Consider the following 19,845-nt stretch of genomic DNA (forward strand, 5'->3'; position numbering starts at 1 on the left):
TGTTACAACTTAGATCTGATTCTTCTTTTATTTGATCTAGATAGTTTATCGACTGTAGCTTAACTACGCGCTAATTCGTTACTCTCTATCGTCTTACGTATCTTACAAGTCACTTGCCAAACGCCTTGGGCGTTATATGGTCAAGCCTCACGGGCAATTAGTATTGGTTAGCTCAACGCCTCACAGCGCTTCCACACCCAACCTATCAACGTCGTAGTCTTCAACGGCCCTTTAGGGGAATCAAGTTCCCAGTGAGATCTCATCTTGAAGGAGGCTTCCCGCTTAGATGCTTTCAGCGGTTATCCCGTCCGAACGTAGCTACCCGGCAATGCAATTGGCATCACAACCGGTACACCAGAGGTTCGTTCACTCCGGTCCTCTCGTACTAGGAGCAACTCTTCTCAAATCTCAAACGCCCACGGCAGATAGGGACCGAACTGTCTCACGACGTTCTAAACCCAGCTCGCGTACCACTTTAAATGGCGAACAGCCATACCCTTGGGACCGGCTTCAGCCCCAGGATGTGATGAGCCGACATCGAGGTGCCAAACACCGCCGTCGATGTGAACTCTTGGGCGGTATCAGCCTGTTATCCCCGGAGTACCTTTTATCCGTTGAGCGATGGCCCTTCCATACAGAACCACCGGATCACTAGAACCTACTTTCGTACCTGCTCGACGTGTCTGTCTCGCAGTCAAGCACCCTTCTACTCTTGCGCTCATTGCATGATTTCCGACCATGCTGAGGGTACCTTCGTGCTCCTCCGTTACTCTTTGGGAGGAGACCGCCCCAGTCAAACTACCCACCACACAATGTCCCCGATCCCGCTTAGGGAACTGGGTTAGAACCTCAACATTACCAGGCTGGTATTTCAAAGGTGGCTCCACCCTATCTGGCGACAGGGTTTCAAAGCCTCCCAGCTATTCTACACAAGTAATGTCAAAGTCCACTGTGAAGCTGTAGTAAAGGTTCACGGGGTCTTTCCGTCTAGCCGCGGGTAAACTGCATCTTAACAGCTATTTCAATTTCACTGAGTCTCGGGTGGAGACAGTGTGGCCATCGTTACGCCATTCGTGCAGGTCGGAACTTACCCGACAAGGAATTTCGCTACCTTAGGACCGTTATAGTTACGGCCGCCGTTTACCGGGGCTTCGATCAAGAGCTTCGCATACGCTAACCCCATCAATTAACCTTCCGGCACCGGGCAGGCGTCACACCCTATACGTCCTCTTTCGAGTTTGCAGAGTGCTATGTTTTTAATAAACAGTCGCAGCCACCTGGTATCTTCGACCGGCCTCAGCTTAGGGAGCAAGTCCCATCACCAAAACCGGCGCACCTTCTCCCGAAGTTACGGTGCCATTTTGCCTAGTTCCTTCACCCGAGTTTTCTCATACGCCTTAGTATTCTCTACCTGACCACCTGTGTCGGTTTAGGGTACGGTTAGTCATAACCTGAAGCTTAGAGGATTTTCCTGGAAGCATGGCATCAACTACTTCAGTCCATAAAGGACCTCGTCATCGGTTCTCGGTCTTAAGGACCCGGATTTGCCTAAGTCCTCAACCTACTACCTTAAACGCGGACAACCAACGCCGCGCTAGCCTAGCCTTCTCCGTCCCCCCATCGCAGTTATGAGCAGTACAGGAATATTAACCTGTTTCCCATCGGATACGCTCTTCAGCCTCTCCTTAGGGGCCGACTCACCCTACCTCGAATAGCGTTGGATAGGAACCCTTGGTCTTCCGGCGGGGAGGGTTTTCACCTCCCTTATCGTTACTCATGTCAGCATTCGCACTTCTGATACCTCCACGGTGCCTTACAGCTTCCGCTTCAACAGCTTACAGAACGCTCCTCTACCATGCACAAAGTGCATCCGTAGCTTCGGTGTTATGCTTAGCCCCGTTATATCTTCCGCGCGGGCCGACTCGACTAGTGAGCTATTACGCTTTCTTTAAAGGGTGGCTGCTTCTAAGCCAACCTCCTAGCTGTCTAAGCCTTCCCACATCGTTTCCCACTTAGCATAAACTTTGGGACCTTAGCTGACGGTCTGGGTTGTTTCCCTTTCCACGACGGACGTTAGCACCCGCCGTGTGTCTCCCGTGATTGAACTCATGGGTATTCGGAGTTTGCATCGGGTTGGTAAGTCGGGATGACCCCTAGCCGAAACAGTGCTCTACCCCCCATGGTTAGACACGAGGCACTACCTAAATAGTTTTCGAGGAGAACCAGCTATCTCCGAGTTTGATTAGCCTTTCACTCCTATCCACAAGTCATCCGCTGGCTTTTCAACGACAGTCGGTTCGGTCCTCCAATGCATGTTACTGCATCTTCAACCTGCCCATGGATAGATCACTCGGTTTCGGGTCTACTCCTAGCGACTGGACGCCCTATTAAGACTCGGTTTCCCTACGGCTCCGCAAATGCTTAACCTTGCCACTAAAAGTAAGTCGCTGACCCATTATACAAAAGGTACGCAGTCACCGTCCGAAAACGGCTCCCACTGCTTGTACGTACACGGTTTCAGGGTCTATTTCACTCCCCTCACAGGGGTTCTTTTCGCCTTTCCCTCACGGTACTGGTTCACTATCGGTCAGTCAGGAGTATTTAGCCTTGGAGGATGGTCCCCCCATATTCAGACAGCGTTTCACGTGTGCCGTCCTACTCGATTTCACTTTAAAAGACCTTTCACATACGGGGCTATCACCCACTATGGCCACACTTTCCAGAGTGTTCTGTTAAATCTAATAAAGCTTAAGGGCTAGTCCCCGTTCGCTCGCCGCTACTTAGGGAATCTCGGTTGATTTCTTTTCCTCTGGGTACTTAGATGTTTCAGTTCCCCAGGTTCGCCTCTAATAACCTATGTATTCAGTTAAAAGATACCTATAAATAGGTGGGTTTCCCCATTCGGAAATGTCCGGATCAAAGGTTGTTTACCACCTCCCCGAACCTTATCGCAGGTTACAACGTCCTTCATCGCCTCTGACTGCCAAGGCATCCACCGTGCACGCTTAGTCACTTGACCATATAACCCGAAGGCGTCTGGAATCACAGTAACTTGTATTGCTAGTAACGATAGATTTCGCCGAATTGGCGCATGCAGTAAAACTACATGTCTTAAATCTAAATCAAATGAATCAAATCCAAATTGTTAAAGAGCGTTTAAAGCAAAAAAGCTTTAAAAGATAATGTCTTAAACGACAATATGTTTTAAAACTCTTCCTTCTCATCCAGAGGATGATGGTGGAGCTATGCGGGATCGAACCGCAGACCTCCTGCGTGCAAAGCAGGCGCTCTCCCAGCTGAGCTATAGCCCCAAGAAAAACAGTAAGGCTATTGATTGGTAGGCCTGAGTGGACTTGAACCACCGACCTCACCCTTATCAGGGGTGCGCTCTAACCAGCTGAGCTACAAGCCTACACCGTTGCTCTTAACTTCTCTGATCAGATAATTCGTGTGAACGCTTGCCGAGAATCGGCTTTCGTTTAAGGAGGTGATCCAGCCCCAGGTTCCCCTAGGGCTACCTTGTTACGACTTCACCCCAGTCATGAACCACACCGTGGTAACCGCCCTCCCGAAGGTTAAGCTAGCTACTTCTGGTGCAATCCACTCCCATGGTGTGACGGGCGGTGTGTACAAGGCCCGGGAACGTATTCACCGCGACATTCTGATTCGCGATTACTAGCGATTCCGACTTCATGGAGTCGAGTTGCAGACTCCAATCCGGACTACGACCGGTTTTCTGAGATTAGCTTACCCTCGCAGGTTCGCGGCCCTCTGTACCGGCCATTGTAGCACGTGTGTAGCCCAACTCGTAAGGGCCATGATGACTTGACGTCATCCCCACCTTCCTCCGGTTTGTCACCGGCAGTCTCCTTAGAGTTCCCACCCGAAGTGCTGGCAAATAAGGACAAGGGTTGCGCTCGTTACGGGACTTAACCCAACATTTCACAACACGAGCTGACGACAGCCATGCAGCACCTGTCTCAGAGTTCCCGAAGGCACGAAACTATCTCTAGTAACTTCTCTGGATGTCAAGAGTTGGTAAGGTTCTTCGCGTTGCGTCGAATTAAACCACATGCTCCACCGCTTGTGCGGGCCCCCGTCAATTCATTTGAGTTTTAACCTTGCGGCCGTACTCCCCAGGCGGTCTACTTATCGCGTTAGCTGCGCCACTAAAAGATCAAGTCTCCCAACGGCTAGTAGACATCGTTTACGGCGTGGACTACCAGGGTATCTAATCCTGTTTGCTCCCCACGCTTTCGCACCTCAGTGTCAATATCGGTCCAGGTAGTCGCCTTCGCCACTGGTGTTCCTTCCTATATCTACGCATTTCACCGCTACACAGGAAATTCCACTACCCTCTACCGTATTCTAGATTGGCAGTATCAGGTGCAGTTCCAAGGTTGAGCCCTGGGCTTTCACATCTGACTGACCAATCCACCTACGCGCGCTTTACGCCCAGTAATTCCGATTAACGCTCGCACCCTCCGTATTACCGCGGCTGCTGGCACGGAGTTAGCCGGTGCTTCTTCTGCAGTTAACGTCACAGCTAGCAGGTATTAACTACTAACCTTTCCTCACTGCTGAAAGTGCTTTACAACCCTAGGGCCTTCTTCACACACGCGGCATGGCTGCATCAGGCTTGCGCCCATTGTGCAATATTCCCCACTGCTGCCTCCCGTAGGAGTCTGGACCGTGTCTCAGTTCCAGTGTGGCTGATCATCCTCTCAGACCAGCTAGAGATCGTCGCCTTGGTGAGCCATTACCTCACCAACTAGCTAATCTCACGCAGGCTCATCCAATAGTGCAAGGTCCGAAGATCCCCTGCTTTCCCCCGTAGGGCGTATGCGGTATTAGACCAAATTTCTCTGGCTTATCCCCCGCTACTGGGTAGATTCCTACGCGTTACTCACCCGTCCGCCACTCGTCATCAACTAGCAAGCTAGTCATGTTACCGTTCGACTTGCATGTGTTAGGCCTGCCGCCAGCGTTCAATCTGAGCCATGATCAAACTCTTCAGTTTAAATCATTTGTGTTACCAGGAATGTGGTAACGGGCTCTAGTACTAAACAACCGGATAACATTCTTAAGAACGTTAAACCTTTGTAAATCGCTTTAAATGAATTCACTTGGTTGCTTGTCTAGAAAAAGTTTGCTTCTTCTCAACAAGCGCCCACACGAATTATCTGATCAAATTGTTAAAGAGCGTTGCTTTATTGACTGCCCGCTAACTCAGCGTTTCGTCTCAAGCGAGGCGCATATTCTACTTCGCGCTCATTCAAAGTCAACCGTTTATTTTGCAATTTTGTAAAAAGTTTTTACTCAGCAACCGGACTTTGAATCCTGCTCCGTAAGCAATCTTAAAAACCAATGTTTTCAACCACTTACCAAGCACCTCACTCAGCTCTGCAGCCCCTTAAAAAGTGGCCTCCCTAAGCAAGGACGGCGAATTTTACAGACATCTGAAAAAGGGTCAACACCCAATCTTACAAAAAGTGCAAAAAGCTGAAAAAAACTTACAAATCATCACAAATCGATCAAGGGTTAATCAATAGCGTTTAAATAGTAGTCAACAGATACAAAAAAGGCGCTGAGTTTTACCTCAACGCCTTTTACTTAGACTTTCATTTAGCCTTTTAATACTAGAACAGAGCATTTTGCTCTCTCCGTTACCTTTGCAGTAACAGAACCCAGCATTACCTTCTCAACAGTTCCGTGCTTTTGCGCACTCATGATAATTAGATCTGCCCCTATTTCTTTAGCACGCCTAACAATCTCTTTGTGCGCTTTACCCTCTCTAACATCAACTTCAAAGCCTCTATTATCTAAAGCTTTTGCACCAATTGTTTGCAGCTCTTTACGCATAGCCTCCAATGCTTTCTCAACTGCACCTTTAGGAAAGTATGACGCCACCATTGGCATTTGATAGCCAGATAGAATAGTCATCAGATGAAGCTCGACACTTTCATCTATGTATTCTTTTACAGTCTGTAACGTTTGCTCAACAGCTTTCCCGTCTTGAAGGTCTAGTGGTACCAATATTTTCTTAAACATTGTTTAGCAACCCTGTTCTGCCTTACGGCGTCTGTTTTGCATCCATCCCATTGCTATTAGTAGTAGCAAAACTGGAATCCAAACTAGCTGTTTCGGTGGTCGATCGGCCTCCACCTCAAGTGTTTTGATCTCCCAATCGAAATCCAAGCCTACTTTCTGAGCATCTGAATCAAAGGTAACGAGGTCGACAATTACACGCTCACCCTCTTCCCTTAACATTAGTCCTGCAGCTTCGATTTTCTCAGCGCCTGTACCTTCATTGGCTAGCGGCAACTCAACTGTTTTATTCACAAAATCACCATCAATAGTTTCACCGGCCACAATCATTCTTAACGGCCTACCATTTGGCATATCTTCTGCGACTTGCTCTAGCTTGGTTGGGGATACTTGCTCAATAGCAGGATAAATTTCATCCCATATTGCTCCTGGCCTAAACATCAAGAACGCGATAGCCAATAACAGAACGGTTTCATACCAACGAGTTTTTACTATCCAGTATCCTTGTGTCGCCGCTGCAAACACTAACATTGCCACTAACGCGCCAAAGATAGTAAGCAGAAGGTGCATTGGCCCTTCGATACCTATCAATATCAATTCAGTATTGAAGATAAACATAAACGGTAACACCGCTGTACGAATATCATAGGTAAAACCTTGAACACCCGTCTTAATAGGATCTGATTGCGCTATCGCGGCACCTGCAAATGCCGCTAAGCCAACGGGTGGTGTATCATCCGCGAGAATACCAAAGTAAAAAACAAACAAATGAACAGCAATTAAAGGGACGATTAATCCATTTTCAGCACCAAGCGTCACAATAACTGGAGCCATTAACGATGACACTACAATGTAGTTTGCTGTAGTTGGTAAACCCATACCTAATATCAAACTGATAATCGCAGTAAACAACAGCATCAAAAAGATACTACCGCCTGAGATAAACTCCACAAACTCAGTCATCATTTGCCCTAGACCTGTCAAAGTGACTGTACCTACGACAATACCCGCTGCAGCAGTTGCCACACCAATACCAATCATATTTCTTGCGCCACCAACAAGCCCATTCAATAGATCTTCAACGCCATGCACTATCTGGCTACTCCAGGCGAGTGGCTCTCTGAAATAGGTCTTGATTGGTTTATGGGTTAATACAATGAAGATCATGAACACCGTTGCCCAGAAAGCAGACAAACCCGGCGAGAAACGTTCAACCGTTAGACACCAAACCAGCACAACAACAGGTAGTAGATAGTACAAACCTGATTTAACGGTAGGCCCTACTTCTGGCAGCATTACAACTTCAGAATTCGGATCGTCCATATGCAGATCAGGAAACTTAGCCGCATATCGAACAAGCCCAATATAAGCCATAAGAATCACAAGACCAGCAATTAGATATGACCAATTCCCCATGTAACTCTTAGTCCAACCTAATCCGTGATACACGGTCAATGATATGACACATACACCCACTACAATCATTGCCCACACTGATAGCTTTTGTGCCAGCGTTGCATGGTTTCTAGTCGGCAGGCCCTTCATCCCTGCCTTCACTGCTTCTAGATGAACGATGTAGATCAAGGCGATATAGGAAATCAGCGCGGGTAGGATTGCATGCTGAATCACCTCGATATATGAAATGCCAACAAACTCAACCATTAAGAATGCAGCCGCCCCCATAATTGGAGGTGTTAACTGACCATTAGTTGAAGCCGCCACCTCGACCGCACCAGCTTTATAACCTGGAAAACCTACACGCTTCATCAGCGGGATTGTAAAAGTACCTGTCGTAACAACATTGGCAATAGACGAGCCTGATACCAAGCCACTTAATCCAGAGGAAACAACAGCCGCCTTAGCGGGCCCACCGCGCATATGCCCTAATAGTGAAAAAGACACCTGAGTGAAGTAATTACCAGCACCCGCTTTGTCAAGCAAAGCGCCAAACAATACAAACAGAAATACAAAGCCTGTCGATACACCAAGAGCAACACCAAATACGCCTTCTGAGGTTAGCCATTGGTGCGACATTGCTTTATTAAGGCTTGCTCCTTTATGCGAAATAACATCCGGCATGTAAGGTCCAGCAAAGGTGTAAAGCATGAAGATACCAGCCACGACCATCAATGGCGGGCCTAATGCTCTACGCGTCGCCTCCAATAGCAAGATCATACCGCTGACAGCAACAACGATATCCAGTTTTATCGGCGCACCCGCTCGCCCAGCCAACTCAGCGTGAAAAATCACCAAGTAACTAGCAGCAAACGCAGCTACCCCAGCAAAAATCCAATCATGCCACGGCACAACCGATCTAGAAGAGCGCTTAAATGCAGGAAATGCGGTATAAGCCAAAAAGACCGCAAAGCTTAGATGAATAGCTCGAGCCTGAGTATCATTGAAGACACCAAAATCGAGCATAAATGGTAGAGGCGATGCATACCAAAGCTGAAATAGAGCCCAGCAAAGCGCTACACCCCATAGAAATTTACCAGGAAGCCCTTCTGGAGCGCGCGCCCCAGAATCTGCCTGAGCCACCATTTCCTGCACTTCTTGTGAAATGCTAGCCGAAGAACTGTTCTGATTATCCGTCACACAATCACCGTTTTAAAACAGCTTATAATAATTTTATAGAGCTAAACCTAAGCAAAAGCCGTAAAGCAAAACGGGGACATAATGTCCCCGTCGCCTATTAAATCAACTCTTATAGAAGACCTGCTTCTTTGTAGTACTTAATTGCACCAGGGTGAAGAGGTGCCGACAAACCGTCTTGAACCATTTGCTCTTTCTTCAGGTTAGCAAAAGCTGGATGCAGCTTACGGAATGTATCGAAGTTTTCGAAAACAGCCTTCACTACCTCGTAAACCACTTTTTCAGGCACTTTTGCAGAAGATACAAATGTTGCACCAACACCAAACGTTTGCGTATCAGCGTCATTACCGCGATACATGCCAGCAGGTACAGTTGCTGTACGATAGTAACTGTTATCGTTGATCAGCTTCTGAACCGCATCACCATCAACATTTACAAGCGTACTATCACAAGACGTTGTCGCTTCTTTAATTGCACCACTTGGATGACCTACTACGTAAACCATGGCATCAATTTTGTTATCACATAGCGCACTCGCTTGCTCAGACGCTTTAAGCTCAGACGTTAGAGCGAAATCATCCATCGACCAGCCTTTAGCTTCCATTAGCACTTCGATAGTACCGCGCTGACCTGAACCTGGGTTACCAATATTTACACGCTTACCTTTAAGATCATCAAAGTTTTTGATACCAGAATCGGCACGTGCAACAACAGTGAAAGGCTCTGGGTGTACAGAGAATACTGCGCGTAGATCTTTATTAGCACCAGTATCTTTAAATTTGCTAGTACCATTATAAGCATGGAACTGCCAATCAGACTGAGCTACGCCCATATCCAATTCACCTGCACGAATAGTGTTTAGGTTGTAAACTGAACCACCCGTAGACTCTACTGAACAGCGGATACCGTGGTCTTTACGATTTTTATTCACCAATCGGCAAATTGAACCACCCGTAGGGTAATAAACGCCAGTTACGCCGCCTGTACCGATCGTGATAAATTCTTGTGCTGATGCAGCAGTCGAACCACCCATGGCAGCTAAACCAACACCCATCGCTAACAAACTAGAAGTAACCGTCTTACGAAATGCCATAACAAACTCCATCTATTATCTTTTTATAATTAGAGCCATATATCAGGCCCTTTTTTACCCATCTTCTTTGATACTAGTATTGCCTACCGAATGTTTCAAAGTTCTGAAACATCAATAAGATAAACTAACATAGGCTGGTGATAGATAACATGCTTACGAATAACGCATCAATATATTCACTTCACTATGCATCACTTCACTTGATTTTCCTGTTTGGGGCACAAAAAACGGTTGATTTCCCTATAAGGGTATACATCAATTAACTCTCCCTTTTTAACCTGAACTTGGACTCTTTCCCAGAACTGAACCGTCAACAAATCCCCATGCAACTGATCAAAGATTTTTTTCACACGTCTATCACACGCCATAAGCATAGAAAACTCCTCCGGAAACACATCATTGTCACCAATTGAATACCAAGGTTCAGCAGCCAACTCTTGTTCCGGATACAGTGGTTCTGGTATTTCCCGGAAGTTACATTCAGTCAAATATAGAATTTCATCATAATCGTAAAAAACAACACGCCCATGCCGGGTTACACCAAAATTTTTAAACAACATATCCCCAGCAAAAATATTCGATGCAGCAAGTTCTTTAATCGCTTTACCATATTCATCTATGGCATGAAACAACTGCTCTTGATCTTCATTTTCCAACGCTTGATCGATATAGATGTTTAAAGGTGTCATATACCGCTCAGCCCATAAGTGTTTAATCAATAGCTGATCACCTTGCTGCTCAATAGAAGAGCCAGCAACTTTTGTCAGTTCTTCGGTAAGCTCTTCAGAAAATTTATTAATCGGGAATATAAAGTTAGTAAACTCTAACGTATCCGCCATTCGACCAACCCGGTCATGATTTTTAACCAACTGATATTTATCAAGAACCACCTGTCTTGTGATTCTTTTAGAGTGAGAAAACTCATCTTTAATAACTTTAAATACAACAGGAAAAGATGGCAGTGTGAAAACTATCATTACCATCCCTTTAACACCTGGCGCCACTTCAAATTGATCATTTGAATTTCCCAAATGATCGATAAAAGCCCGGAAGAATTCCGCCTTACCTTGCTTATAAAAACCTATTGAACTGTAAAGCTCGGCTTTAGATTTCTGCGGGATCAGGGTGTGTAAAAAGTTAACCAATTCGGAAGGCACATCTACATCCACCAGAAAATATGACCGAGTAAAACCAAACACTGTGGATATATCATTTTCTTCGTTCAATGCCGCATCAAAATAAATACCTTTACCATCATTGAGTATAGACAACACAAATGGCTGACTATGCTTTGCGAAGCGGATGCGCCCTACAACATAAGCCGCTTTATTACGAAAAAAAAGACTGCTAACAATATCAATCACCGCCTTATCATAAGGCAACTGCTTTTGCTCAATCTGCTGCTGAACATAACGAACCAAATTACTGATATCTTGTCGCTTATTTCTCCATAGCACATTAAACATTAAATCAGACATTAAACGACCAACAAGTTGAACTAGACCAGATCCACTTAATACATAAGATTTATATACACTCTCACCTGAGCAAAGCTCTTTCCCTTCTCTGCTCGATCGAACAAAAATATGCTCACTATCAATATGCCGATGTTTAAATAGATAACAATAAACAGAGTTGTAGAATGTTTCTGCTAATTCAGGATCTGTTCGCTGACGTATCAACTTAGCGTAATATTGCTTAGCGCCCCCCCATACCTCCGGCCTGTAAATATCTACCCCTACATACGTCAGCGCTTTTGCAGTATCAGACACCATCAGATCATATAAACCCAAGCGCTTAGCCGATAATGACTGAATTCCACGCCAATCAGCCACTTCAAATAAATATTTTGCTGACTCAGTAACCTCCTGAAATTTCAGTCGATATTCTGCAAAAAAAGCCATTATTTGTGATGCAAGTCGCTGATGTACTTGATGAGACATACCATCTCCTCATACTGTAGAACTTCATAACCATTATTATTGAAACACCTTGGTCATTCAGTTTAGCTAAACTTAGATAAGACAATTAGCCATTTGGTTTGACACTATGTATACCCATACTTCGATCAACACGACTGAAGATAAACCTACCGCAATCGCTGTTTTAACCAGTGGCGGGGACTCACCAGGAATGAACCCTGCTATTCGCGGGGTAGTACGAGCAGCTCTCCACCAAGGCATCAAAGTTTTCGGGGTTCACAAAGGGTATAGTGGCTTAATTATTGGCGATATGTGGGAGATGGACTCTGCATCTGTAACCAACATAGTGCAGCGCGGAGGCACACTACTTAAAAGTGATCGCTGCCAAGCTTTTCTTGATCCAGCGGTTCGACATCAGGCAGCTGAAGTTTTACTCAAAAAAGGGATTGATAGTCTAGTCGTGATTGGCGGTGATGGCTCTTTAACCGGGGCTCATATGCTGGCCTCGGAAAGCTCGATTCGTGTTATAGGACTCCCTGGCACTATCGATAACGACATCTACGGCACTGATGACACCATTGGGTTCGACACAGCCGTTAACACCGCGCTTGATGCCATAGATAAAATCCGTGATACAGCACTCTCTCATGAAAGCCTGTTTTTAGTCGAAGTGATGGGCCGGAACTCCGGTTTTATTGCGACTCATGTTGGTATAGCCTGCGGTGCAGAGCTGGTAGTTATTCCTGAGTATGAAGTTAAAGTAGATGCAATCTCATTTCAGCTTGCCAACAATCGTGTTCAAGGCAAAGGATCAAGCGGGATTATTGTTGTAGCTGAGGGCCCAACCCCTGGCCTTACTTATAATTTAGCCAAACAATTAGAGCAGCACGGTCAGCAACCCAAGGTTTGTATTTTGGGCCACATACAAAGAGGTGGCCGTCCAACAGGGCATGATCGAGTGCTTGCTTCCTGCCTTGGAGCGGCAGCTGTGGACTATCTTTGCGGGGGCTATAACGATGTGATGATCGGAATAAAAAACGGAGCCATCGCAGAGACTCCGTTACAACATATTATTGATAAAAAGAAACAACTAGATGCTCAACTATTCGAGCATGTACAACTACTACACAAATAACTTTTAAAGTTACCAACAATTATCGAACGTAAGGATTACTTTGCATCTCGCGACCAAAGGTTGAACCCGGCCCATGACCGGGAATAAATTCGACCGACTGACCTAACGGGAACAGTTTTAACTTAATTGAATCAATCAATTCTTGATGATTCCCTTGTGGAAAATCTGTACGTCCAATAGATCCACTAAAAAGCACATCACCCACCAGCGCTATCTCATCTTCGACATGATGGAAAACAACGTGCCCCGGAGTATGACCCGGGCAGTGAATAACGTTTAGTGTAGATTCACCTACTTGAACAGTATCACCATCATCTAACCAGCGATCTGGAGTAAAGGTTTCACAAGGCGGGAAGTTAAACATGTTGCACTGCTGTGCCATGCCTTCAATCCAAAACAGATCTCCTTTATGAGGCCCTTCAATTGGTAATTTCTTCGATGTAGCTAGCTCAGCCGTTCCGCCCGCATGATCAATATGTGCATGGGTCAAAAGAATCTTCTCTAATTCAACACCCTCTTCCTCTACTGCAGCTAGAATTCGATCAAGATCACCACCTGGGTCAACAACCGCTGCCTTCATGGTTTTTTCACACCAGATAAGAGAACAATTCTGCTGAAATGGAGTAACCGGGATAATTCTGTATTTCATAGGATCGCCAATGGAATTAGATGTTGATAGGCGGCAAGTATATCAGGCCTGAGTTAAAGACAAAGCATTACGCACCAAAGCACTATAGCTAGCGCTTGTCTTTTTAGAAATTTAGATTCAAAGTTAAAAGAAAATTATCTATAAGGACTTCTAAGGAAGAAACTATGAAAAAAAATAAGCATGAAGCAGAGCTAGTAAAAGAAGCCCTTAAGATTGGCGCAATCTATTTTGAAAAGCGCGGAGCAGGCCACTTTGAAGCCACTGATAGTGCTTCAAGCAAAATTAAAGCAATTTATCGCTTACTAGTGAATGACGGACTTATTCAAGCCTTAGCAAAGGATCAAGTCACTGAGCCCAATATGAAACACAAATTGGCTTTATGGGTAGAAAGGCAGTTACCGGAGAATCATCCGCTGAAGAAATAAAAAATCTCTCTTTCGATAGCCCAGCCATCCACGTGGGATCTGTGACTTTGCGTCCCAGAATTGCTTCTGGTTTGCCTTTATCGAGAGAGGATCTATTCGCTGGAAACAGCTCAACAATCCGAACAAACCAAAAGGTTAGTTCAGATATCATTAAGCCTGATTGTAATAGTAGCAGCATTATTTGTAATTACTAAATACGTATTTGGAATTATGCGTAAACAAACGCTCATTAATGTGCTTTTTCTTTGCTATTACGACAGATTCAGGCTTACTATTTAAAATACGAATATTGATATCAAGGCTTACAATTCAATGAGTTCACAACAATCAGAGCTAAGCTCAAACAATAAAACGGATTTCCTAGATTGTTTGAGATTGATCGAACGGTTACACCGTAGAATCCTTGACATTCTTAAATTTCGTCTTGAAGCGTTAGGCTATACCGACATCAATAGCGTTCAGGCCCTGCTCCTTCACAATATTGCCGATCGTGAAATGACTGCCAGCGAGCTAAGAACCCGAGGCTATTATCTTGGTTCTAATGTTTCGTATAACTTAAAAAAAATGGTTGGTAATGGTTACATCAACCAAGAACGTTCGGAGCATGACCTTCGCTCTGTACGCATTAAACTCAGCCAAAAAGGTTTAGCTATCCACAACTTGATTGCAGAACTGTTTGATCAACAATTGGAAGAGATCAGTGCAGAGCGCCTGATGGAACAAAGCGACTTGTCGACGTTAAGATCTAATCTTCGACAATTAGAACGCTTTTGGGATCAGCAAATGAATACTTACTAAACCTTTGTTAGGTTTAACCTTAACAAGCTAAGCGTTTTTGAGCACAAACCTTTTCAAAATCATCTATAGGAAGAGGCTTACCAAAGAAATAACCTTGGTAATCCAAACAGCTATGCCCTGCTAAGAACATACACTGCGCTTCGGTTTCAACACCCTCAGCAATCACGTTCAGTCCAAGATTATGCCCCATTGCAATGATGGCTTGGACAATTTCAGCATCATCTTTATCTTCAATTACATCACGAATAAAAGAACGATCAATCTTAATTTGATCAAGCGGCAAGCGTTTAAGATGCAATAAAGAAGAATAACCTGTACCAAAATCATCTAAAGAGAAACGGATACCTAACTTACGTAGTTGATGCATCTTATCAACCGTATCTTCGATATCCTGTAAAACAAGACTCTCCGTTAGCTCTAATTTCAATAGGTCAGGCTGAATATCATAACGATTGATACAATCTGCGACTTCAGCAACAAAGTGCTCCTGTATAAATTGACGCGCACTCACATTTACAGCAATACTCAAATTAGGCATGCTCGGATCGGATTGCCATTTTTTAAGTTGCTGACAAGCCTGAGCTAGAATCCAGTCGCCTATAGGTACAATTAAACCCGTATCCTCAGCTAAGGGAATAAATTCTGCTGGCGATACTAAGCCTCTCTCTGGATGAAACCAGCGCACCAAAGCCTCGGCTCCTATCAACTCATCTTTACGATACTGAGCCTGATAGTGCAGCTCTAACTGACTACCTGATAAGGCCTTACGTAAATCAGACTCAAGCGCGGCCATGCTGCAGAGTATTTTCTCTGCTTCAGGATCATAAAATCTATACGTATTTTTACCTGACTCTTTTGCCTGATACATCGCCATATCAGAACGTTTCATCACACTATCTACAACATCACCACTGTCAAACAACGTTACACCGACACTACAAGCTGTATGATATTGAATCCCATCAAGAGATACTTGCTGCTGGACCGCAACAATTAGCTTTTCAACAATGTCACTAACCTGAGCTAAAGCGATACTTTCTTCTACACCCAAATTTTCCAAAACGATAATAAATTCATCACCACCTAAACGAGCGACCATATCCGCATTACGCACACAAGCACTAAGCCTATGTGCTACTTCGATCAACAAAAGATCACCTTGATCATGACCTTGTGTGTCATTCAGATTTTTAAAGTTATCCAGATCAATAAATAAGACCGCACCAAACTGACCTGTCAAATGACAGGATTGAATCGCACAGCTCAGACGCTCTTGTAGTGAACGGCGATTAGGTAGGCCTGTAAGAACATCATAAAAAGCAAGCTTGTGGATATTTGCCTCATCCTTTTTACGCTGAGTGATGTCAGTAAATGCTCCAACATAGTTAGTAATCTCTCCACCATCCCCTTGTACAGCTGTAATCGTCAGGTACTGCGGATAAATCTCTCCTGACTTACGCTTATTCCATATTTCACCCTGCCAATATTTATCAGCTTGCAACCGTGTCATCATCTCTTTATAAAATGATTTCCCATGCTGACCTGATTGTAAAATAGCCGGATTTTCCCCAATCACTTCTTCAGGCTCGTATCCAGTCACTCTTGTAAAAGCACTATTTACTCGCAAAATGACATGGTCTGAATCGGTAATTAGCATCCCCTCTTGAGAATCAAAAGCCGTGGCTGCTATATGTAGCTCTTTTTCTACGCGCTTACGATCAGTAACATCTCTAGAAAGAACAATAAAGTGAGGAAGATCATAATCACGACCTTCTTTAAGTGAGACAGACAGCTCAAACACTCTTTCACCTTGCTTAAGCGGTAAACGTATCTGGTGACCTCTCGACAACCCTTGTTTCTCTGCTTCGCCAAGCGCCTCAAGCACTGTGGTTGCAGCCTCGAAAGGCATCACATCAAATACTGTTTTACCGATTAACTCAGATTCAGGAGCTATCAATTCGTCTTTTTTAGCACTATGGCAGGCGTAGTAGCGCCCTTGACTGTCCATATCAAATAAGAGATCGGGAATTGCAGCAAAAATAGCTTCTAATTTTTGTCGAGAAAGATCACTTTCATATTCACTCTGCTTCAGCGCTAACTCAGCTTTACGGCGTTCTATCTGATGCGTTAATAAAATCCCGAGTAATACAGTCACTATAGGGAACATCAGCATAATCGGTAATGCTAACTCACTCAGTAACAGATCCACCGTCGAAAACGGAAGAACCAGCAGTGAAAACAACATCATGATGTGGACAACTACACCCAACAGATACAACTGCCACCAAGCGACCGCTCTACTCTCATTCAGGTTCACCCGCCAATAGTGGCACAACAACCCTAGGCCTGAAGAACTGACAATAATGAGAAATCCAGCAAAGATGCCTTGTCCACCTTCGAACAATCGAAAAGCAACAGTAATCACTACAGCAATAACTGTGGGGATAAAACCAAAAAATAAGCCGGTTACAGAGAGGAGAATGGAGCGCGCATCAATCAACACACCACTAACAATGGATAGCGGCATCGACATAATTGCGATCCCGATTACACCTAATAGAATTCCACTAATAACTTTCTTAAGAACAGATAATCGCTTGTGTTCAAAAGAAAAAATATCGTATAACGCCCCCATCGCTAGCAACAGAGCAACGTTATTGATCAGTGGAATAAAAATACCGTCATTCATCAGTCAAAAGAACCGACCAGACAGTTTGCATTCTTTACCCCAAAATGCACAAAACTATTAAACATAGAGCGAAATCACATTATTAATGGTAAACGGGTTAAATCCTAACCACTAGAAAACGGATAGGCTATAGGATTTTTAGGGTGAACGGCCTGCAATTATTGATATGCATCAAGAAAATCAGCATCAAAATTTTAGGCAGTGCTATATAGATCAAATCAGGCGTTGCAAACCAGCTTGATACCTAATTTGGTAAGAATTGGCTTCAATTCTATTTTTTAGATTTTTTCTCTTCCTGCGCCTTTGCATACTCTTCATCTAACTTACCATATTGGCGCTGATATGCTTCTGGGTCAGAACGCCATAATCGATAGAGTTTACGATCATTCGCTGCCATGGGCGGTGGGTTTTCGCGGGATCGACGAATCGCATTTAAGGTGACAGGAATAAAAGCAAACAGTACTAATAACCCTACCAGTAGATATTTAAATAGCTCATCACTCATCAGTGATTCCTCTATATACAAAAAAAGCCGCACGAGCGGCTTTTTTATAAACTCAGTGACTAGACCTTATGATAGATCTCAGCTCCCGTTTCTTTAAACTCAGCTGATTTTTCCTGCATCCCTTGATCAGCTTTCGCATTAATTGCAGCTACTTCCTCATCGTCCAACTCACGAACCTCTTGCGAAATCTTCATAGAGCAGAATTTAGGTCCACACATAGAGCAGAAATGCGCCACTTTCGCAGACTCTTTTGGCAGAGTCTCATCATGGTAAGCACGCGCTGTATCTGGGTCTAAACCAATGTTGAACTGGTCTTCCCAACGGAATTCGAAGCGAGCTTTAGACATCGCATTATCACGAATCTGAGCACCTGGATGACCTTTCGCTAAATCAGCAGCATGCGCAGCAATCTTATATGTAATGATTCCTTCTTTTACATCAGCCTTGTTTGGTAGGCCAAGGTGTTCTTTCGGTGTCACATAACATAGCATGGCACAGCCGTACCAACCGATCATCGCAGCACCAATACCTGATGTGATGTGGTCGTAACCTGGTGCTATATCAGTCGTCAATGGACCCAGCGTGTAGAAAGGCGCTTCGTGACACTCTTTCAACTGCTTATCCATATTCTCTTTAATCATATGCATAGGTACGTGACCTGGGCCTTCGATCATTACCTGTACATCATACTCCCAGGCTATCTTAGTAAGCTCACCTAGAGTTTCTAGCTCTGCAAACTGAGCTTCATCGTTCGCATCATAAACGGAACCTGGACGCAGGCCATCTCCCAAAGAGAAAGATACATCGTATGCCTGACAGATTTCACAGATCTCACGGAAGTGCGTGTATAGGAAGTTTTCTTCGTGATGCGCCAAGCACCACTTCGCCATAATAGAGCCACCACGAGATACGATGCCTGTCATACGCTTAGCAGTCATAGGTACATAACGTAGTAGTACACCCGCATGGATTGTGAAGTAATCCACACCCTGTTCGGCTTGTTCAATAAGCGTATCTTTAAAGACTTCCCAATTTAGGTCTTCAGCTACGCCATTAACTTTTTCAAGCGCCTGATAGATTGGTACCGTACCAATTGGGACTGGCGAGTTACGCATGATCCACTCACGTGTTTCATGAATATTCTTACCTGTGGACAGATCCATAATGGTATCTGCACCCCAGCGAGTGCCCCAGGTCATTTTCTCCACCTCTTCTTCGATAGATGAAGTTACAGCAGAGTTACCAATGTTACCGTTGATTTTAACTAAAAAGTTACGGCCGATAATCATTGGTTCAACTTCTGGGTGGTTAATATTGGCAGGAATAATCGCGCGACCTTCAGCTACTTCCTGACGTACAAATTCAGGCGTAATCTCTTCTGGAAGGTTTGCACCAAAATTAAAACCAGGATGCTGTTCTGCAACCACATTACCTTCCGCCTTTGCTTTCGCTAACTTCATGTTTTCGCGAATAGCAATGTATTCCATTTCCGGGGTAATAATGCCTTTACGAGCATAATGCAGCTGCGTCACATTTTTACCCGCTTGAGCGCGGCGTGGCTTGCGCGTTAGCTCAAAACGCAACTCATCTAGGCGCAGATCAGCTTCACGAACACGACCATATTCAGAAGTCAGTTTGTCCAACTGCTCAGTATCTTCACGCTCTAGAATCCAAGCCTCACGAACAGGCTGCAAACCTTTACGTACATCGATGGATACTTCTGGATCGGTGTATGGACCGGAAGTGTCGTAAACATACAGTGGATCATTCTTCTCACCACCGAAGCCTGTTGGCGTGTCATCTAAACTAATTTCGCGCATTGGAACACGAATATCAGATCTAGAACCTTCAACATAGACTTTGCGTGATTTTGGAAACGGCTGTACAGAATCTGTATCCACCTTAGCCGTCTGGCTCAATGCCTGATTTTGCTCTGAATTATTATCTACCATCGTTCAACCTGTTCTTATATTGCTTTCGTCAGCGTCG

Annotated in this window: 11 protein-coding genes, 2 tRNA genes, 2 rRNA genes and 1 riboswitch; of the genes, 3 read left to right on the forward strand and 12 right to left on the reverse strand. The window is 44.6% G+C overall.

Features of this window, described 5'->3' with window-relative positions:
• Window positions 1–136: 136 nt before the first annotated feature.
• From ACMXYX_RS13465 to aceK, 8 genes are all read right to left on the reverse strand, one after another.
• A 23S ribosomal RNA gene (locus tag ACMXYX_RS13465) occupies window positions 137–3,019 on the reverse strand.
• Window positions 3,020–3,235: 216 nt separating this feature from the next.
• Window positions 3,236–3,311: transfer RNA gene (locus ACMXYX_RS13470), tRNA-Ala, on the reverse strand.
• 24 nt (window positions 3,312–3,335) lie between these two features.
• A tRNA-Ile gene (locus tag ACMXYX_RS13475) sits at window positions 3,336–3,412 on the reverse strand.
• 68 nt (window positions 3,413–3,480) lie between these two features.
• Window positions 3,481–5,020 (reverse strand): 16S ribosomal RNA (locus tag ACMXYX_RS13480).
• Together the 16S and 23S rRNA genes with 2 tRNA genes alongside form the textbook arrangement of a ribosomal RNA operon.
• Window positions 5,021–5,625: 605 nt before the next feature.
• The gene (locus ACMXYX_RS13485) at window positions 5,626–6,051 is read right to left on the reverse strand and encodes a universal stress protein (RefSeq protein ID WP_415906096.1); all 426 of its coding nucleotides are present in this window, start codon (window positions 6,049–6,051) and stop codon (window positions 5,626–5,628) included.
• 3 nt (window positions 6,052–6,054) lie between these two features.
• Window positions 6,055–8,589 (reverse strand): TRAP transporter permease, encoded by a 2,535-nt coding sequence (locus ACMXYX_RS13490; RefSeq protein WP_415884674.1) that lies wholly within the window; start codon window positions 8,587–8,589, stop codon window positions 6,055–6,057.
• A gap of 163 nt (window positions 8,590–8,752) precedes the next feature.
• A complete protein-coding gene (locus ACMXYX_RS13495) occupies window positions 8,753–9,733 on the reverse strand; it encodes a TAXI family TRAP transporter solute-binding subunit (protein WP_415882168.1) in 981 nt (326 codons plus the stop codon).
• Between the two features lie 191 nt (window positions 9,734–9,924).
• The gene (gene aceK, locus ACMXYX_RS13500; RefSeq protein WP_415896836.1) at window positions 9,925–11,676 is read right to left on the reverse strand and encodes a bifunctional isocitrate dehydrogenase kinase/phosphatase; all 1,752 of its coding nucleotides are present in this window, start codon (window positions 11,674–11,676) and stop codon (window positions 9,925–9,927) included.
• A gap of 106 nt (window positions 11,677–11,782) precedes the next feature.
• Here aceK and pfkA point away from each other — a divergent pair, with 106 nt between their 5' ends.
• Window positions 11,783–12,790 (forward strand): 6-phosphofructokinase, encoded by a 1,008-nt coding sequence (gene pfkA / locus ACMXYX_RS13505; protein WP_415906097.1) that lies wholly within the window; start codon window positions 11,783–11,785, stop codon window positions 12,788–12,790.
• A 19-nt stretch (window positions 12,791–12,809) separates the two neighbouring features.
• Here pfkA and ACMXYX_RS13510 read toward each other — a convergent pair whose 3' ends face one another.
• Window positions 12,810–13,439, reverse strand: coding sequence for an MBL fold metallo-hydrolase (locus ACMXYX_RS13510; protein ID WP_415906098.1), 630 nt, complete (start codon window positions 13,437–13,439; stop codon window positions 12,810–12,812).
• A 164-nt stretch (window positions 13,440–13,603) separates the two neighbouring features.
• Here ACMXYX_RS13510 and ACMXYX_RS13515 point away from each other — a divergent pair, with 164 nt between their 5' ends.
• Together ACMXYX_RS13515 and ACMXYX_RS13520 are read left to right on the forward strand one after the other, a co-directional pair.
• Window positions 13,604–13,864 carry a DUF5062 family protein gene (locus ACMXYX_RS13515; RefSeq protein ID WP_415882172.1) on the forward strand — a complete coding sequence of 87 codons (261 nt, stop codon included), beginning with the start codon at window positions 13,604–13,606 and terminating at the stop codon, window positions 13,862–13,864.
• Between the two features lie 11 nt (window positions 13,865–13,875).
• Window positions 13,876–13,950, reverse strand: a riboswitch (cyclic di-GMP riboswitch).
• A 226-nt stretch (window positions 13,951–14,176) separates the two neighbouring features.
• A complete protein-coding gene (locus ACMXYX_RS13520; RefSeq protein ID WP_415906099.1) occupies window positions 14,177–14,662 on the forward strand; it encodes a MarR family winged helix-turn-helix transcriptional regulator in 486 nt (161 codons plus the stop codon).
• 19 nt (window positions 14,663–14,681) lie between these two features.
• Here ACMXYX_RS13520 and ACMXYX_RS13525 read toward each other — a convergent pair whose 3' ends face one another.
• From ACMXYX_RS13525 to thiC, 3 genes are all read right to left on the reverse strand, one after another.
• A complete protein-coding gene (locus ACMXYX_RS13525) occupies window positions 14,682–17,351 on the reverse strand; it encodes an EAL domain-containing protein (RefSeq protein WP_415906100.1) in 2,670 nt (889 codons plus the stop codon).
• A 271-nt stretch (window positions 17,352–17,622) separates the two neighbouring features.
• Window positions 17,623–17,856 carry a hypothetical protein gene (locus tag ACMXYX_RS13530; RefSeq protein WP_415906101.1) on the reverse strand — a complete coding sequence of 78 codons (234 nt, stop codon included), beginning with the start codon at window positions 17,854–17,856 and terminating at the stop codon, window positions 17,623–17,625.
• A 59-nt stretch (window positions 17,857–17,915) separates the two neighbouring features.
• Window positions 17,916–19,808 (reverse strand): phosphomethylpyrimidine synthase ThiC, encoded by a 1,893-nt coding sequence (thiC, locus tag ACMXYX_RS13535; RefSeq protein ID WP_415896840.1) that lies wholly within the window; start codon window positions 19,806–19,808, stop codon window positions 17,916–17,918.
• Window positions 19,809–19,845: the final 37 nt, after the last annotated feature.

The sequence above is a fragment of the Neptuniibacter sp. QD72_48 genome (assembly GCF_047778065.1).
In the GTDB taxonomy this organism is placed as follows: domain Bacteria; phylum Pseudomonadota; class Gammaproteobacteria; order Pseudomonadales; family Balneatricaceae; genus Neptuniibacter.